Origin of the sequence: Micromonospora sp. NPDC048835 (assembly GCF_040649995.1) — a bacterium.
Taxonomy (GTDB): Bacteria; Actinomycetota; Actinomycetes; order Mycobacteriales; family Micromonosporaceae; genus Micromonospora.
Genome location: NZ_JBEZGM010000008.1, coordinates 202,027 through 217,174 on the forward strand (window position 1 = coordinate 202,027; position 15,148 = coordinate 217,174).

13 protein-coding genes and 2 pseudogenes are annotated in these 15,148 nt (G+C 72.2%); 7 read left to right on the top strand and 8 right to left on the bottom strand.

Going from position 1 to position 15,148, the window contains the following annotated elements; translation table 11 throughout:
• Positions 1-63: 63 nt before the first annotated feature.
• Positions 64-1,638: an FMN-binding glutamate synthase family protein gene (locus AB0C15_RS12635; RefSeq protein WP_357351319.1), complete on the bottom strand. Its 1,575-nt coding sequence runs from the start codon at positions 1,636-1,638 to the stop codon at positions 64-66.
• A 91-nt stretch (positions 1,639-1,729) separates the two neighbouring features.
• Complete coding sequence (locus AB0C15_RS12640) at positions 1,730-2,839, bottom strand: N-acetylmuramoyl-L-alanine amidase (RefSeq protein WP_357351320.1); 1,110 nt, start codon at positions 2,837-2,839, stop codon at positions 1,730-1,732.
• 260 nt (positions 2,840-3,099) lie between these two features.
• On the opposite strand from AB0C15_RS12640, the gene AB0C15_RS12645 reads away from it, so the two are divergent.
• From AB0C15_RS12645 to AB0C15_RS12665, 5 genes and pseudogenes are all read left to right on the top strand, one after another.
• The gene (locus AB0C15_RS12645) at positions 3,100-3,678 is read left to right on the top strand and encodes an IS607 family transposase (RefSeq protein ID WP_357351321.1); all 579 of its coding nucleotides are present in this window, start codon (positions 3,100-3,102) and stop codon (positions 3,676-3,678) included.
• On the top strand, positions 3,675-5,054 hold the full coding sequence (tnpB, locus tag AB0C15_RS12650) for an IS607 family element RNA-guided endonuclease TnpB (RefSeq protein ID WP_357351322.1): 1,380 nt from the start codon (positions 3,675-3,677) through the stop codon (positions 5,052-5,054). Before AB0C15_RS12645 ends, tnpB begins: the two co-directional genes overlap by 4 nt.
• 249 nt (positions 5,055-5,303) lie before the next feature.
• Positions 5,304-6,062 (top strand): annotated as a pseudogene (locus tag AB0C15_RS12655) (hypothetical protein); the annotation flags it as partial.
• 643 nt (positions 6,063-6,705) lie between these two features.
• Positions 6,706-7,974 (top strand): annotated as a pseudogene (locus tag AB0C15_RS12660) (MFS transporter); the annotation flags it as partial.
• 48 nt (positions 7,975-8,022) lie between these two features.
• A complete protein-coding gene (locus AB0C15_RS12665) occupies positions 8,023-8,448 on the top strand; it encodes an SRPBCC domain-containing protein (RefSeq protein WP_357351368.1) in 426 nt (141 codons plus the stop codon).
• A gap of 60 nt (positions 8,449-8,508) precedes the next feature.
• Here AB0C15_RS12665 and AB0C15_RS12670 read toward each other — a convergent pair whose 3' ends face one another.
• The 6 genes from AB0C15_RS12670 to AB0C15_RS12695 form a co-directional block, all read right to left on the bottom strand.
• Positions 8,509-8,895, bottom strand: coding sequence for a VOC family protein (locus tag AB0C15_RS12670; RefSeq protein ID WP_357351323.1), 387 nt, complete (start codon positions 8,893-8,895; stop codon positions 8,509-8,511).
• Positions 8,892-9,695, bottom strand: a complete 804-nt coding sequence (locus AB0C15_RS12675) for a hypothetical protein (protein ID WP_357351324.1) — start codon at positions 9,693-9,695, stop codon at positions 8,892-8,894. The genes AB0C15_RS12670 and AB0C15_RS12675 overlap by 4 nt, the downstream gene beginning before the upstream one ends.
• A gap of 188 nt (positions 9,696-9,883) precedes the next feature.
• Entirely contained in the window at positions 9,884-10,300 is a 417-nt protein-coding gene (locus AB0C15_RS12680; protein WP_357351325.1) for a YchJ family metal-binding protein, read from the bottom strand.
• A 211-nt stretch (positions 10,301-10,511) separates the two neighbouring features.
• The gene (locus AB0C15_RS12685; RefSeq protein WP_357351326.1) at positions 10,512-11,612 is read right to left on the bottom strand and encodes a magnesium and cobalt transport protein CorA; all 1,101 of its coding nucleotides are present in this window, start codon (positions 11,610-11,612) and stop codon (positions 10,512-10,514) included.
• A gap of 99 nt (positions 11,613-11,711) precedes the next feature.
• Positions 11,712-12,296, bottom strand: coding sequence for a class F sortase (locus AB0C15_RS12690; RefSeq protein ID WP_357351327.1), 585 nt, complete (start codon positions 12,294-12,296; stop codon positions 11,712-11,714).
• A 113-nt stretch (positions 12,297-12,409) separates the two neighbouring features.
• Complete coding sequence (locus AB0C15_RS12695; RefSeq protein ID WP_357351328.1) at positions 12,410-12,895, bottom strand: hypothetical protein; 486 nt, start codon at positions 12,893-12,895, stop codon at positions 12,410-12,412.
• A gap of 388 nt (positions 12,896-13,283) precedes the next feature.
• Here AB0C15_RS12695 and AB0C15_RS12700 point away from each other — a divergent pair, with 388 nt between their 5' ends.
• Both AB0C15_RS12700 and rnhA read left to right on the top strand, forming a co-directional pair.
• Positions 13,284-14,576, top strand: coding sequence for a lycopene cyclase family protein (locus AB0C15_RS12700; protein ID WP_357351369.1), 1,293 nt, complete (start codon positions 13,284-13,286; stop codon positions 14,574-14,576).
• A 10-nt stretch (positions 14,577-14,586) separates the two neighbouring features.
• Positions 14,587-15,060 (top strand): ribonuclease HI, encoded by a 474-nt coding sequence (rnhA, locus tag AB0C15_RS12705; RefSeq protein ID WP_357351370.1) that lies wholly within the window; start codon positions 14,587-14,589, stop codon positions 15,058-15,060.
• Positions 15,061-15,148 lie beyond the last annotated feature (88 nt).

A 15,148-nucleotide genomic window follows, 5' to 3' on the forward strand; every position in this document is an offset into this window, starting at 1 on the left:
ATCCCGGGCCTGGTGCTTCTCGGGTCCGCGTTGCAGCCTCTCGCCGGCGGGTCGGGCGTGATCTCAGCCGACGGCGGTGGCTGAGGGCGGGGCGCTGCCGCCCTGGGGCGCCTCCGGGGCCATCAGCCGGATGATCTCCGCTTGGTCGGCGGCCGAGGGCATGCCCCATTCCGGCCGGTAGCCGTACACCTGGTGGAGTGGGGTGGAGCCGGTGCGGCCGTCCAGGATCTCCACGGCGTCGGTCCCGATCAGTCCGGGGTGTTCGACGCCGCAGGCCTCGGCGACCTTGGTGAGGTCGCGGCGTAGCGTCCGCAGGTAGTTGGCCGCCCGGACCGACTTCAACGTCGGGTCCAGGCCCCGGGCGAGCCACGCGTTCTGGGTGGCGACGCCGGTGGGGCAGGTGTCGGTGTGGCACTTCTGCGCCTGGATGCAGCCGATCGCCAGCATCGCCTCGCGGCCGACGTTGAGCATGTCGCAGCCGAGCGCGAACGCCACGATGGCGTTGTCGGGGAGCCCGAGCTTGCCACCACCGACGAAGACCACCTGATCGTGCAGGTCGTGCTCAGCGAAGATCTTGTAGACCCGGGAGAAGCCCTGCTGGAACGGGAGCGACACGGAGTCGGTGAAGATCAGGGGTGCGGCGCCGGTGCCGCCTTCGCCGCCGTCGATCGTCACGAAGTCCACGCCCCGGCCGGTGTCGCGCATCAGGGTGGCCAGCTCCCGCCAGAAGCCCAGGTCACCGACCGCCGACTTGATGCCGACCGGCAACCCGGTCTCGGCGGCCAGCAACTCCACCCAGTCGAGCAGGCTGTCGCAGTCGGAGAACTCGGCGTGCCGGGACGGGCTGACGCAGTCCTGACCGGCCGGGATGCCCCGGGTGGCGGCGATCTCGGCGGACACCTTCGCCCCGGGCAGCAGCCCACCGAGGCTCGGCTTGGCACCCTGGCTCAGTTTGATCTCCAGCGCCCGCACCGGCGCGCCGGAGACCAGGTCCTTGAGCCGGTCGAGGCTGAACCGACCGTGCTCGTCGCGGCAGCCGAAGTACGCGGTGCCGAGTTGGAAGACCAGCTCACCACCGTTGCGGTGGTAGGGCGACAGACCGCCCTCGCCGGTGTTCTGCAGGCAGCCGGCGAGCGCCGCCCCCTTGTTGAGCGCGGTGATGGCGTTGCCGGAGAGCGAGCCGAAGCTCATCCCGGAGATGTTGACGACCGACTCCGGTCGGAACGCCCGGGGGCGGCCGCGCGCCGCGCCGAGCACCTTCGCGCAGGGCAGCCGCACATCGTGCCCGGCGGTCGGTGCCGACGGCGGCACGGCCCTGCCGAACGTGCGGTGCTTGATGATCGGGTACCCGGGGGTGTACTCGATGTCGTTGTCGGTGCCGAAACCGAAGTAGTTGTTCTCCTGCTTGGCTGACGCGTACACCCAGCGGCGCTGGTCGCGGGTGAACGGCCGCTCCTCGTTGTTGCCGGCCACGATGTACTGCCGAAGCTCCGGCCCGATCCTCTCCAGCAGGTAGCGGGCACGGCCGAGGACCGGGAAGTTGCGCAGCAGCGCGTGGTCGCGCTGGATCAGGTCCCGCGCGGCGAGTGCCGCGACGGCGGCGGCGACAGCGGGTACGGCTCGACGGGCCCAGGTCATGCCCCGGATTCTTTCCGCCGGGGCGGCGGATCAAACCGACGGACCGGGGGCCGGCGGCGGTGCGGGTACGACCCGCACCGCCACCACGCTCTCAGCGGTGCCGGTACGACTCGCGGACCGACCCGCCGACTACAGCGCACCACGTGCTCGTGCTGAGCTTGCCGTTGCGGGGCAGCCCGTGCAGCGCCTGGAGATCCTGCACCGCCCCTCGGGTGGCGTGGTCGTACGCCCCGGTGGCGGTGACCGCGTACCCCTTGGTGGCGAGGATTTCCTGCACGGCCGTGACCGGCGCTCCGGCGGCGTGCTGGTCCAGCTCCGGAGCCAGCGTCTCCCAGGTCGGGGTGGTGAGGGTGGCGTCCACGTCCACCGGGATGCCGTTGCGGGCCTGCCAGTCCTGCACGGCGGCGACGGTCGCGGCGTCGAACGTGCCGCTGACGGCCACCGGGTAGCCCCGGTGGGCGAGCAGGTGCTGCACCACCCGGACGGAGGGGGAGTTGACGAAGCGCCACAGGTCCGGCCAGCGGCGTGCCGGTACGTCGCCGAGCTTGGTGCCGAGGGCGGCGTGCACCCGTCGCCGCAGCTCCGGGAACTGCCGGTAGAAGGCGGCGCCCGGGCACTCGGTGGTGCGGAAGTCCCAGTGGCCGAAGATGTCGTACGCGTGCAGCCCGTACTGGCGGCAGATCGTGACGCAGAGCTTGACCAGCGAGTCGGTCAACGCCTTCGGCGGCGTCTCGGTGACGTAGGTGCCCTCGTTCTCGATGCCGATGGCCCGACCGTTCTCACCCGGGCAGTGCGCCGAGACCATCTGCCGGTCGCCGGCCTCCAGCCGCTCCAGGCTGCCCCGGCGGCCCTCCAGCACGTACCCGCCGCGGCTGACGGTGAAGTGCTGACCGGTGTCCGACCAGCCGTTGCCGTCCATGTGCAGGTCCTGGCAGTCGTGGGCCAGCTTGACCGCCTGCTCGCGGGAGTAGTCGGTGACGTTCGGGAACGCCATGTGGTGCACGATGATCTTGTTGGTGGCGATGGCACTCACCGACAGCGGATCCTTCGGCGGGCGCGCGGCCCACTCGTCACAACTGATGATCCAGTCCAGGTCGGTGCCCGAAGCGGCCTGGGCCGTGCCCGGGAGGGCGAGTTCGCTTCCGACGACGGCGACCGTGGCGGCACCGAGGCCGGCCCGCAGCAGCGTCCGGCGATCCACTTCGGAATGGTCGAGGTGCATTGCATCTCCTCCTGCGGCCGACGGCGGGGGATGAAAAGTAGCTCCAGTGGCCGCACGCACTCCGGAGAATATTGCCAAAGCTCGTCCGCGCGCTAGAGGGCGCCCGACCCCGACGGGCACCAGCGAAACCGGTCGACGAGAAGATCAACGGCCCACTAGGCTGGCCGCTGACTCGGGGGTGGACAACTGCTGGCGTGGCGGTCGTCAGTAGTGCTCACTAGTCGGCTAAAGTCGACGTCTTGAACTTGAAGGAATGGGCAGCGGCCACCGGGATCTCGTACGCGACAGCATGTCGGCGTTACGAGTCTGGAACACTGCCTATCCACACCTACCGGATCGGCCGCCTCATCATGGTCGGGGATCCGGTCACCGCAACGGCGGCTGAGGCCGGGCAGACCGTGGTGTATGCCCGGGTGTCGTCAGCCGATCAGGAGGCGGATCTGGACCGTCAGGTCGCCCGGGTGACCGTGTGGGCCACCGGCCAGAAGCTCGGCGTGGACCGGGTGGTCACCGAGGTCGGGTCCGCGTTGAACGGGCACTGTAAGAAGTTCCTCGCCCTGCTCCGCGACCCGACTGTGTCAACCATCGGGGTCGAGCACCGCGACCGGTTCGCCAGCTTTGGTGCCGAGTACGTTGAAGCCGCGCTGGCCGCGCAAGGCCGCCGTCTGCTGGTGGTCGACCCGGCTGAGGTCGATGACGACCTGGTCCGCGGCGTCACCGAGATCCTGACCTCGCTGTGCGCCCGCCTTTATGGTCGTCGCGCCGCCGCGAACCGCGCCCGCCGCGCGGTCGAGGCCGTCACCGAGGCTCCGGTGTGAAGACGATCCAGGCGTACCGGTTCGCCCTCGACCTCACCCCGGGCCAGGAACGTGACGTGCTCGCGCATGCCGGGGCGGCCCGGGTCGCGCATAACTGGGCACTGGCGAAGGTCAAGGCGGTCATGGACCAGCGGAGCGCCGAGCGATCCTACGGCGTGCCGGACGAGGCGTTGACCCCGTCGCTGTCATGGTCCCTCGCTGGGTTGCGGAAGGCGTGGAACGCCGCTAAGCCCGCGGTTGCGCCGTGGTGGGGCGAGGTGTCGAAGGAGGCGTTCAACACCGGATTGGACGCCCTCGCGCGTGGCTTGAAGAATTGGGCTGACTCCCGCAAGGGCGCACGGGCCGGGCGGCTGGTCGGGTTTCCCCGGTTCAAGTCCCGCCGCCGCACCACACCATCCGTGCGGTTCACCACCGGGGCGATCCGGGTCGAACCCGACCGCACACACGTGGTGCTGCCCCGGCTGGGCCGGTTGAAGCTGCACGAGTCGGCCCGCAAACTCGCCCGCCGCCTGGACAACGGCACCGCTCGGATCACGTCCGCGACGGTGCGGCGCGACGGCGGACGCTGGCACGTGTCGTTCACCGTCAAGGTCAAACGGGTCGAACGCGCCCCTGCCCAGCCGCAGTCGGTCGTCGGCGTGGACGTTGGGATCAAGCACCTTGCGGTGCTGTCCACTGGCGAGCTGGTCGACAACCCGCGCCACCTAGTCGCCGCGCGCCAACGCATGCGCTCGTTGGGTCGGGCGCTGTCCCGCAAGACCGGCCCGGACCGGCGTACCGCAAGACGGCCGTCGAAGCGGTGGCAGCGGGCATCTGCTCGGCTCGGTCGCGCGCACGCCCGGATCGCTCATCTACGCCGCGACGGGCTGCACAAGCTCACCACCCGGCTCGCGCGTGAGCACGGCACCATCGTGGTCGAAGACCTCAACGTGGTCGGGATGCTGGCCAACCGCAAGCTGGCCCGGCACGTCGCCGACGCCGGGTTCGCGGAGATCCGTCGCCAACTGGCGTACAAGACCCGGTGGAACGGCGGCCGGCTGCTGCTGGCCGACCGCTGGTATCCGTCCTCCAAGACCTGCTCGGGCTGCGGCACGGTGAAAACCAAGCTGGCCCTGTCCGAGCGCGAATACACCTGCCAGGCGTGCGGTCTGGTCATCGACCGGGACCGCAACGCCTCCTTGAACCTCGCCGCCCTCGCGGCCGAGTTCGATAACGCCGGGAGTGGCCCGGTGGCAGCACGTGGAGCCGACCAGAAGACCCGCCTACGCGGGCAGGTGGCGACGAAGCGTGAACCCGGCACGGCATCCGCCGGTCAGACCGGGACCGTTCCGCCGCAAGGCAGGACTACCAACCGTGTGCTTGCTGAAGCGCACTGAGAGGTAACGGTTCAACTCCCCACGTACGACGCAGCCCAGCACCAAGGACAGGTGACACCGCACCACGTACACCACATCACCATGTACAGATCCACGACGGCGAGGGCGGGCTCGGGGCACTCCACATTCACGGCCGTTCGCTGACCGGAACCGGTCCGGAGGGCTACTGCCTGGTCGGCGTTTCCGCGCGTCGGGTCGAGGGTAGGTCCGGGGCTGACCGTTCCGGCAGCCCCTTAAGGAATGAACCATATGAGTGACAACGTCAGCGACGCGGTGGGCGACGCTCTCCGCTCGGTGATGCTCTTCCTGCCCAAGGCCGTCGCCTTCCTGGCGATCCTGGTGGCCGGATGGCTGATCGCCAAGGCCGTACTGAAGATCGTGGAAAAGGTCCTCGAACGGGTGGGCTTCGACCGCGCCGTCGAACGCGGCGGCATCCGCCGAGCGCTGAGCCGCTCCCGGTACGACGCCAGCGACATCGTCGCGAAGCTCGCCTACTACGCGGTGCTGCTGTTCACCCTCCAGCTCGCCTTCGGCATCTGGGGGCCGAACCCGATCTCCGACCTGCTCGGCGCGGTGATCGCGTGGCTGCCCCGGGCGTTCGTCGCGATCGTCATCGTCGTGGTCGCCGCCGCCATCGCCAACGCGGTGAAGGACATCATCAGCGGCGCGCTCGGCGGCCTGTCGTACGGTCGGGTGCTGGCCACCATCGCCTCGGTGTTCATCCTCGGCCTCGGTGTCATCGCCGCGTTGAACCAGATCGGCGTGGCCACCGCGGTCACCACTCCGGTGCTGATCGCCGTGCTGGCCACGATCGGCGGCATCCTCGTCGTCGGGGTCGGCGGTGGTCTGATCCGTCCGATGCAGAGCCGCTGGGAGTCGTGGCTGACCCGTGCCGAGCGGGAGTCGCCGCTGATCGCCGAGCACGCCCAGGCGTACCGCGCCGGTCGCCGCGAGGCCGAGGCCGAGCTGGCCCGCAGGTCGGCCACCACCAGCGAGCCGCAGGCCAGCCCCGTGGTGACCCGGCCCGCCGACGCCGAGGCCACCCAGGTGGTGACCCGGCCCGCCGACGCCGAGGCCACCCAGGTGGTGACCCGGCCGGCCGACGTGGAGGCGACGCAGGTGGTGACCCGGCCCGCCGATCCGGAGGCCACCCAGGTGGTCCACTTCCCGGTCAGCTCCGACGCCACCCAGGTGGGCGACCGCGGCACCCTCGACGACGACACGTCGCCGACGCCGGTCCGGCCCTCCGCCACCGACGACACGACCCAGGTCGTCAGCGGCTCGGCCGGTTCGGACGTCACGCAGGCGGTGCGTGTCGACCCCGACGCGACCCAGGTGGTCTCGGGTGGCACCGACCGCGCGGTGCCCGGTCAGCGCACCAGCGACGACGGTGAGACCACCACTGTCATTCCGCCGGTGGACCGGCGCTGACACCAGCGGTACGGCGCGGGGCGGGATCGAGCTGATCCCGCCCCGCGCCGCGTTGCGCCTCGTTCGCCCGGCATGCCGAAAGCGCTGGCCGCCGCCGCGCCGGTTGTCTAGCATCGCGGGCATGACCTGGCGACATTGATCCAGCAGCGTCCGCCGATCCCGTGGGCCACCACGGGCACCGCACCTCAGGTGTCCGTCTCCACTCCCACGGGAAGGCCCCATGATCCTCACCGTCTCGCGCACGCCCGACCCGGCGGTCCGTCGGCTGACGGCGACCCTCTACGGGTACGCGTTCCTCAGTGACCTCGTCCTGCTCTACCCGCTGTACGTGGTGTTCTTCGCCGACACCGGGCTGTCGGTGGGCCAGATCGCGTCACTGTTCGTCATCTGGTCGGCCGCTGGCATCCTGTTCGAGGTGCCCTCCGGCGCCTGGGCCGACGTGCTGTCCCGCCGGCTGCTGCTGTGCCTCGCGCCGCTGGTGACCGCCGCCGGGTTCGCGCTCTGGGTGCTGGTTCCGTCGTACCCGGCGTTCGCTCTCGGTTTCCTGCTCTGGGGCGCCGGTGGCGCACTGGTCTCCGGCGCCCTGGAGGCGTTGGTCTGGACGGAGTTGGACCGGCTCGGCGCGGTCGGCCGGTACGCCCGGGTGCTCGGCCGCGCACGGACGGCGGGTGTGCTGGGCGTGGTGCTCTCCGGAGTGCTCGCCGGCCCGGTGCTCGCGGCCGGCGGGTACCCGGCGGTCGGCGCGGCCAGCGTGCTGGCCTGCCTGCTCGCCACACTGGTCGCCACCCGGCTTCCGGAGCACCGCGTGCCGGCCGCCGTGGCCGTCCCGGTCCCCGAGTCGGCGATGGCCGCTCGGTCGGTGGGCGCTGCGCCACTTCGACCGGACGGGCCGGACGCCGTCCCACCCTCGAATCCCGACGACGATGGTGACCTGGGGTGGTGGGACACGCTGCGCGACGGGGTGTCGCAGGTCCGCACCCGTCCGCCGGTGCGGGCCGCCGTGCTGCTGGTGGCCGTCGTCGCCGCCGACTGGGGTGCCCTGGACGAGTACACGCCGCTGCTGGCCCTGGACACCGGCGTCGGGGCGCAGGCCGTACCCCTGCTGCTCCTGCTGCTCTGGGTCGGGGTGACAGTCGGCGGGCTGCTCGCCCCGGCGGGGGAGCGGCTGGGCAGCCGAGGGTACGCCGCGCTGCTGGGGCTCGTCGGCGTGGCGCTGGCCGGCGGTGCCCTGCTCCGGCACCCGGCGGGGTTCGTGCTGCTCGCGGTGGCGTTCGGCGCGGCACAGTTGGCCACCGTGCTGGCCGACGCGCGGCTCCAGGCCCGGATCACCGGCACCAGCCGCGCCACCGTCACCTCCCTGGCCGGGATGGCCACCGACGTGCTGATCATCGTGACGTACGGCGGCTACGGCCTGCTCGCCTCGGCGGCCGGCAACGCGGTGGCGTTCGCGCTGACCGCCGGGGCGTACCTCGTGGTGGCTCTGGTGCTGCTGACCCGCCGGCGGCCACCGGCCCAGCGCCTCCGCACCCTTGCCGACATGCTCCAGGAGGAGACAGTGACAGATACCGCTACCATCGCCGTGGACCAGTTCATCGCCGCGCCGCCGTCGAAGGTCTGGCGCAGCCTCACCGAGCCGGAGCTGCTCGCCCGCTGGTGGGTGCCGGGCGACGTCGCCGCCGTCGTCGGTCACCGCTTCCACCTCCAGATGCCCGCCTGGGGAGCTGTGGACTGCAAGGTCACCGAAGTGGAGCCCGAGCGGCGTTTCGTCCACACGTTCAACGAGAAATGGACGCTGACCTGGCGACTGGTTCCCGAGGGCAACGGCACCCGACTGTTCCTGGATCACTCGGGGTTCGACCTCGACGACCCCCGAGCCCAAGACGCCTTCGCGCGGATGGGACCGGGCTGGCGGGACAAGATCCTGCCGGGGCTCGCCCAGTTGGCTGCCGACCTGCCGGACTAGTCACCCGAATCGACGAAGGGCCCGGCAGCGGCCTTCTCCGGCCGCCGCCGGGCGGCACTGTCAGCCGGCCAGGTGCAGGAACGACCACTGGTGGCCGTCGAGGTCCCGGAAGCCGCGCATGTACATCGGCCCGTTGGCCATCCCCGGCCCGAGCGACTCCCCACCGGCGACCGCCGCCTGGTCGACAAGTTCGTCGACCTGCCTGCGACTCGACGCCGACAGCCCGATGATGACCTCCCGACTGGTCGCCGTGTCCGGCGTGGCGACCCCGGTGTACGCCTCGAAGCCCGAGCGGAGGTGCAGCACCAGCCGGGTGGCGTCGGAGATGGTGAGCACCGTGCTGTCGCCGTCCGGCTCGCCCTGGTCACTGGTGAAGCCGATCGCCCGGTAGAACTCGGTGGCGGTGGTCAGGTCGCGCACCGGCAGGTTGATGAACGTCATGGTCATCGGTGGTCTCCGTCCGTCTCGAACAGTGCCTTCAGCACGGCGAGCCGTTCCCGCCAGTACGCCTTCAGCTCCGCGGCCTGCTCGGCTCCGGTCAGCTTCTCGTGCACGACGTTGACCCGGGCCTTCGACTCGCCGACAGCGTCGATGCCGACAACGATCCGGGTGGGGCCACCGGCCCAGTCGGCCCGGAAGCTGCGCGGCGCCGTGGCGGTGCGGACGCGCACCTCGACGTCGGGCAGCCAGCGGGCACGCGCCGTTTCGTCGGCAAACGCCTCGAACAGTCGCCGCGCCGGCACGGCCACCGTCCGGCTCGCGCTGGCCTCGAAGCCACCGCCGCGTCGCTGACCCGGCGCGCGCAGGCCGCGGGCCTGCTCGTACCCGACGGTGATGGTCTGCGCCCACCAACCCGCCACCTCGTGCTCGGTGCCCAGGTGGCGGGCGATGCGGGTGTGCGTCCACCCGGTGGCGGACGCGGCGTCGAGCAGCGCGAACCACTCGGCCCAACCGCGGCCGGTCCGGGCGCGGATCAGGTCGTCGGCGATCCGCTCGGTCTGCGCCGCGGCGGCCGAGACACTGGGCGCGGCGGGAGGTTCGGCCGACCCCGGCGGGGCGACGGTGGGTTCGGCCTGCCCCGGTGGGGCGGCGGTGGGTTCGGCCTGCCCCGGTGGGGCGGCGGCGGTGGACGCCGAAGCCCGCTCGGCGGCCCGATTGATCAGGTGCCGGCGGGCAGTGGTGTAGCTCTCGCCGGTCTTTGCCATCCGGGTCCGGACCCGGGCCTTGAACGATCTCTGGGTGGTCATCACATGCTCCCGGTCAACGGCACGGTCACCGGAACTCACGCTCCCGCCGACCCCGCCGGAGTGGGGCATGTGGCACCACGTCCCGAGGGCTCCAGGCCCCCTCTGCCTCCGCGTTGCCGGCGGCGTGAGCGCCGGGAGGGAGGTGCGGCGCAGGACTACGCCGACGTCATCCTACGCCACACCAGCCCTCAGGGCTGGTCACCGTCGAGGTAGACCCACCGGCCGTCCTCGCGGACGAACCGGCTGTGTTCGGTCAACGTGCCGGGCCGGCCCGCGTCCCGGTAGTGGGCATGGAACGTCACGGTGCCGGCGGTGTCGAGCAGGCCGCCCCGCTCGGTCTCCACGATCTCCAGTCGGGTCCACCGCTGCCCCGGGTCCAGCTCCAGGGAGGCGGGCCGGGTCGACGAGTGCCAGCTGCGCAGCAGGTAACCGGAGTCGCCGAGGGCGAAGGCGCTGAACCGGGAGCGCATCAGCGCCTCGGCCGTCGCCGGGGCGTCGCCCCCGTGCGTGGGGGCGCAGCACCCCGCGTACGCCCGGCCGGAGCCGCACGGGCACACCCGTCCCGTCGTCGCGTTCGCCCGCCGCCGTCCCGCACCCTTACCCACGTCGCCATCCTGCCCCAAGCACCGCACCCCTCCCACACCCCCGCCCCACCCCTCCCCACACCCCGCCCCCGCCCCGCGCCGCTCCCCGCGATCTTGCACTTTCTGTGGCGACATAAGTATTAAAAGGCGCGTATCTGCGACACAAAGTGCAAGATCGCGGGGAGCGAGGCGGGGAGCGAGGCGGGGAGCGGGGAACGGGGCGGGGCGGGCCTTACAGCCATCCGGAGCGGCGGAACAGGCGGTACAGGAGCAGCGCTGCCACCGCCATCAGGGTGAGGGCGCCGGCGTAGCCGTAGCGCCAGGCCAGCTCGGGCATGTGGTCGAAGTTCATGCCGTAGATGCCGGCGATGCCGGTCTGGGTGGCCGCGATGGCCGCCCAGGCAGCGATCTTGCGCATGTCGTTGTTCTGCTCGACGGCGAGCTGCGCCAGTCGCGACTGGACGATCGAGGTGAGCAGGTCGTCGTACGCGGCGACCCGGTCCACCGCCCGGCTCAGCCGGCCGTCCACGTCGACGAACCAGCGGTGCAGGGCGCGGGGCGGGCCGTCGGGGTCGAGCAGCGTACGCATCGGGGCCTGCAACGGCAGGACGGCCCGCTTGAACTCCACCACCTCCCGCTTGAGCTGGTAGATGTGCTGGATGTCGGCCCTACGGTCGCGGGCGAACACCGCCTCCTCGACCCGTTCCAGGTCCCGTTCCACGTGCCCGGCCACTTCGAGGTAGGAGTCGACCATGCGGGCACAGACCGCGTACGCCACCGCCCATGGTCCGGCGGCCAGCAGCGTGGGGCGGCGCTCGATGTCGGCGCGGACGCTGCGCAGCGCCCCGGCGGCACCGTGCCGCACCGTGATGGCGAAGCGCTCCCCGAGCAGCACCATGACGTCCCCGGTGTCGATCACCTCGGAGGTGTCGGTCAGTTCGTCGTGTTCCACGTACCCGGCGGTGCGCAGGACCAGCAGCGTGACCGGCCCGTGGCGCTGCACGGTGGGTCGGTGCCCGTCGGCGAGCGCCTGTTCGACGGTCAGCTCGTCGAGGCCGAAGGTCTTGCCCACCGCGGCGAGCGCCGCCGGGCCGGGGTCGTGCAGTCCCAGCCACACGAAGGCGCCGCGTACGCGCCGCGCGTGGGCGTACGCGTCGGCGTAGTGCGACTGGCCGGGCTCCCGGTGACCGTTGACGTAGACGGCGCAGTCGACAACGGCGTCCGGGTTGGACCGGCGCGGGGTGGGGGAGTCGCCCTCGACCCGTCCGAGCAGTCGGCGGGCCAGGGCGCGTACGCCTCGACCGGCCCGGTCCCGTACCGGTCGCTGATCCACCGCGTGCCTCCCCGTCGCCGGCGCACCGCCCCGATCAGGGGATGGTGCCACCGCATTCTGCCGAGCGGGGTCCGGCTCCCGACAGCGGGGCGGCCCGGCTCAGGCGGTGCGGGTGGCGAAGACGACGACGTTGTCCACGTAGTTGCCGGTGGTGGCGTCGAACCGGCCACCGCAGGTGATCAGCCGCAGTCCGGCGGCGTCCGCCGGCCCGTAGACGAGGGTGCTGGGGAAGTGCTCCTTCGGGTACGCGCGGACGTCGTCCACGGTGAACGTGGCGACCCGGGCGTCGGCGCGGGTGACCTGTATCTGCTGGCCGGTGCGGAGCCGGCCGAGGTCGAAGAAGACCGCCGGGCCGGACGGCGAGTCGACGTGTCCCACCAGGACGGCGTTGCCGGTCTCGCCGGGGCTGACCCCGTGCCGGTACCAACCGGCGAGGGTGGGCCGGTCCAGTGGCGGCACCTCCAGCACCCCGGCGGCGTCCGCGCCGACCGGGACGATGTCGGCGCGGACGTCGATGGCGGGGATCTGCACCCGGACCGGCGCGGCGTGGTTCAGCGGTGCCAGGTCCGGCGCGGGGTGGGTTCGGGTCGGCGCGTCGGCCGAGGGTCGTGGTGGCTTCGCCGGGTCGGCGGTGAGGCCGACGGTGATCAGCCCGAGCCCGGTCACGCCGAGCAGGGCGACCACGGCCGGTAGGGTCCGCCGCCACCACACGTGTGCACCTCCGTACGGGATCGTCGGGGTGCCCGCACCGGTGTTGCCGGCGCGGGCACCCGTCTCAGGGATGGAACGGCCGCCGATCAGGCGACAGTGGACACCGGACGGCGCCGGCGGATCAGGATCACCGCGCCGGCGAGGGCGGTGCCGAGCAGCGTGCCGCCGGCGGCGAGAGCGCCGGTGTCACGGTTGTCGCCGCCGGAGCCGGCCGGCGCGCCGCCGATCGGGGTGACGGCGAACGTGGCGGTGCCGGCCGAGCTGCCGTCGCCGCAGGTCGCCGCCACCGTGTACGTACCCAGGGTGAAGCCGGCGGTGAAGAGCTCGGCGCTCAGTCCGCCGCCGGCGGCGGCCGTGGTGGATCGGACGTTCTGGTCGCGGTTGGGGCCGGTGACCCGGAAGAGGGCGTCACCCGACTTCGGGTTGCAGGTCGTCGCGGTGAGCACGACAGTCCCACCGACCGGGGTGCTGGCCGGTGACACCGTGGTGTCGGCCAGTGCGGCGCCTGGCAGCAGGAGCGTGCCGAGGCCCACGCCGAGTGCCGCCGAGCAGAGTGCTGTTGAGACCTTCATACGCGTCTTCCCTCACTTTTCGTCCGCTGACTGCGTGGGACGTCGTTCGGGTGGCCAACTCCGTGACTAGCACCGGTGTGCCCAACACTAGGTGGGTTGGGTCCTCGATCAGGTGAAAATGAGAAATCCTCGTTGCCGTCACGTGTCCACCCGAAGACGGGGAGAGCTGCGGAAAGGCCCCGACGGTCCGACCGGCGTCGGTGCTCCGATCGATGTCCCATCCGGTCGGGCTGTCGTCGCTGGGCCGATAACGAGGTATTGCCGGATACGGCGGAAATGCACCCTGAAGTTGTGCGGATCGTGACCGGCCGAGGTCCGCCGGGCCGGAGGCTCAGCGCGGCGGATGGCTGTGCGCGACCGGGCGCAGCGGTGTGGCAGCGTGGTGCGGGTGACCGACTCCGCGCCGCTCGACGTCGACCTCGCCCTGCTCGGTGGCGGCGGCGCGGCGTCGCTGCTGCTCGCCGCACTGGACCGGCACGGCGTCCGGGGCCTGCGGATCGCCGTCGTCGACCCGGTGCGCCGGCGCGGGCAGGACCGCACCTGGGCGTTCTGGGGCCACCCCGACACCGACCTCGATCCGTTGCTCAGCGCGAGCTGGTCGCAGGTCGAGGTGGCCACCGCGGCGCGCCGCCGCGTCCTGGACCTCACCCCGCTGCGGTACGCCATGCTCCGCTCCGGCCCGGTCTACGACCGGGCTGCCGAGGCCGAGCGTCGCCTCGACGCCACCCGGATCGTCGCGCCCGCCGACTCGGTGCGGGACGACGGCTCGCGGGTGCTGGTGCGCACCGGCGACGGGCGCACCGTACGGGCTGGCTGGGTCCTCGACTCCCGCCCCCGCCCGCCGGCGCGAGCGGGGCGAACCACCTGGTTGCAGCACTTCCGGGGGTGGTGGCTGGAGGCCGACCGGCCGGTGTTCGACGCGGCGCGTGCCGTACTCATGGACTTCCGCACCCCGCAGCCACCCCGGGGCGTCTCCTTCGGGTACGTGCTGCCGGTCAGCGACCGCTACGCCCTGGTCGAGTACACCGAGTTCTCGCCGGACCTGCTCACCGACGGCGGGTACGACGCGGCGCTCGCCGGTTACCGGGACCTGCTCGGGCTGGATCCGGCCGGGCTGCGGGTCCGCGAGGTGGAGAACGGGGTGATCCCGATGACCGACGCGCTGTTCCCGGCCCGACCCACACCCCGGGTGGTCCGACTCGGCACGGCCGGGGGCGCGACCCGCCCCTCCACCGGCTTCACCTTCTCCGCCATGTACCGCCAGGCCGACCAGGTCGCCCGCGCGCTCGCCGCCGGTCGCGCGCCGGTGCCCGCGTCGGCGTACCCGCGGCGGCACCGCTGGATGGACGCGGTGGCGCTGCGGGCGCTGGACCGGGGCGGGGTGGGCGGTCCCGACTTCTTCGACCGGCTCTTCGACCGCAACCCGGCCGAGCGGGTGCTGCGCTTCCTCGACGGCGGCACCACCCCGGCCGAGGAGGTCGCGATCATGAACTCCACCCGGCTGTTGCCGATGATCGCCGCTACCGCCGGTGACGCGGTGCACCGCGTCCGCGACCGGCTGCGCCCCACCCGGCCGGCGCCGGCCATCCCGCCCGCCGTGGTGGGCGACGCCCGGGGCTCGGCGTCGACGGCCCGGCGTGCCGGCGACCCGAGCGGGGAGGACGACGTCCGTGCCCGGTAGGTTGCCGGTCATGGTGGACGCGGCGGCCGGCAGGGGCGTGCAGATCTGGACCGACGGGGCGTGCAGTGGCAACCCCGGGCCGGGCGGTTGGGGTGCGCTGCTGCGCTACGGCGATCACGAGCGGGAGTTGTGCGGCGGGGAGGCAACGCCGACCACCAACAACCGGATGGAGCTGATGGCGGCCATCCAGGCGTTGGAGAGCCTGAACCGGCCGGTCACCGTGGAGCTGCACACCGACAGCACGTACGTACGCAACGGCATCACCAGTTGGCTGGCGTCGTGGAAGCGCAACGGCTGGCGTACCGCCGCGAAGCAGCCGGTGAAGAACGCCGACCTGTGGCAGCGGCTGGAGGCGGCCTGCGAGCGGCACGAGGTCACCTGGCTGTGGGTCAAGGGGCACAACGGCCACCCGGAGAACGAGCGGGCCGACGGCCTCGCCAACAAGGGCATGACCGAGGCGCGGGCCGCGCTGAGCAGCCGTTGATCCTGACGCGGGCCGCACCCAGCGGCCGCTGAATCTGACCCGGGCCGCTGAATCTGACCCGGGCCGCGCCGGCCAGTCGGTGAGCCCG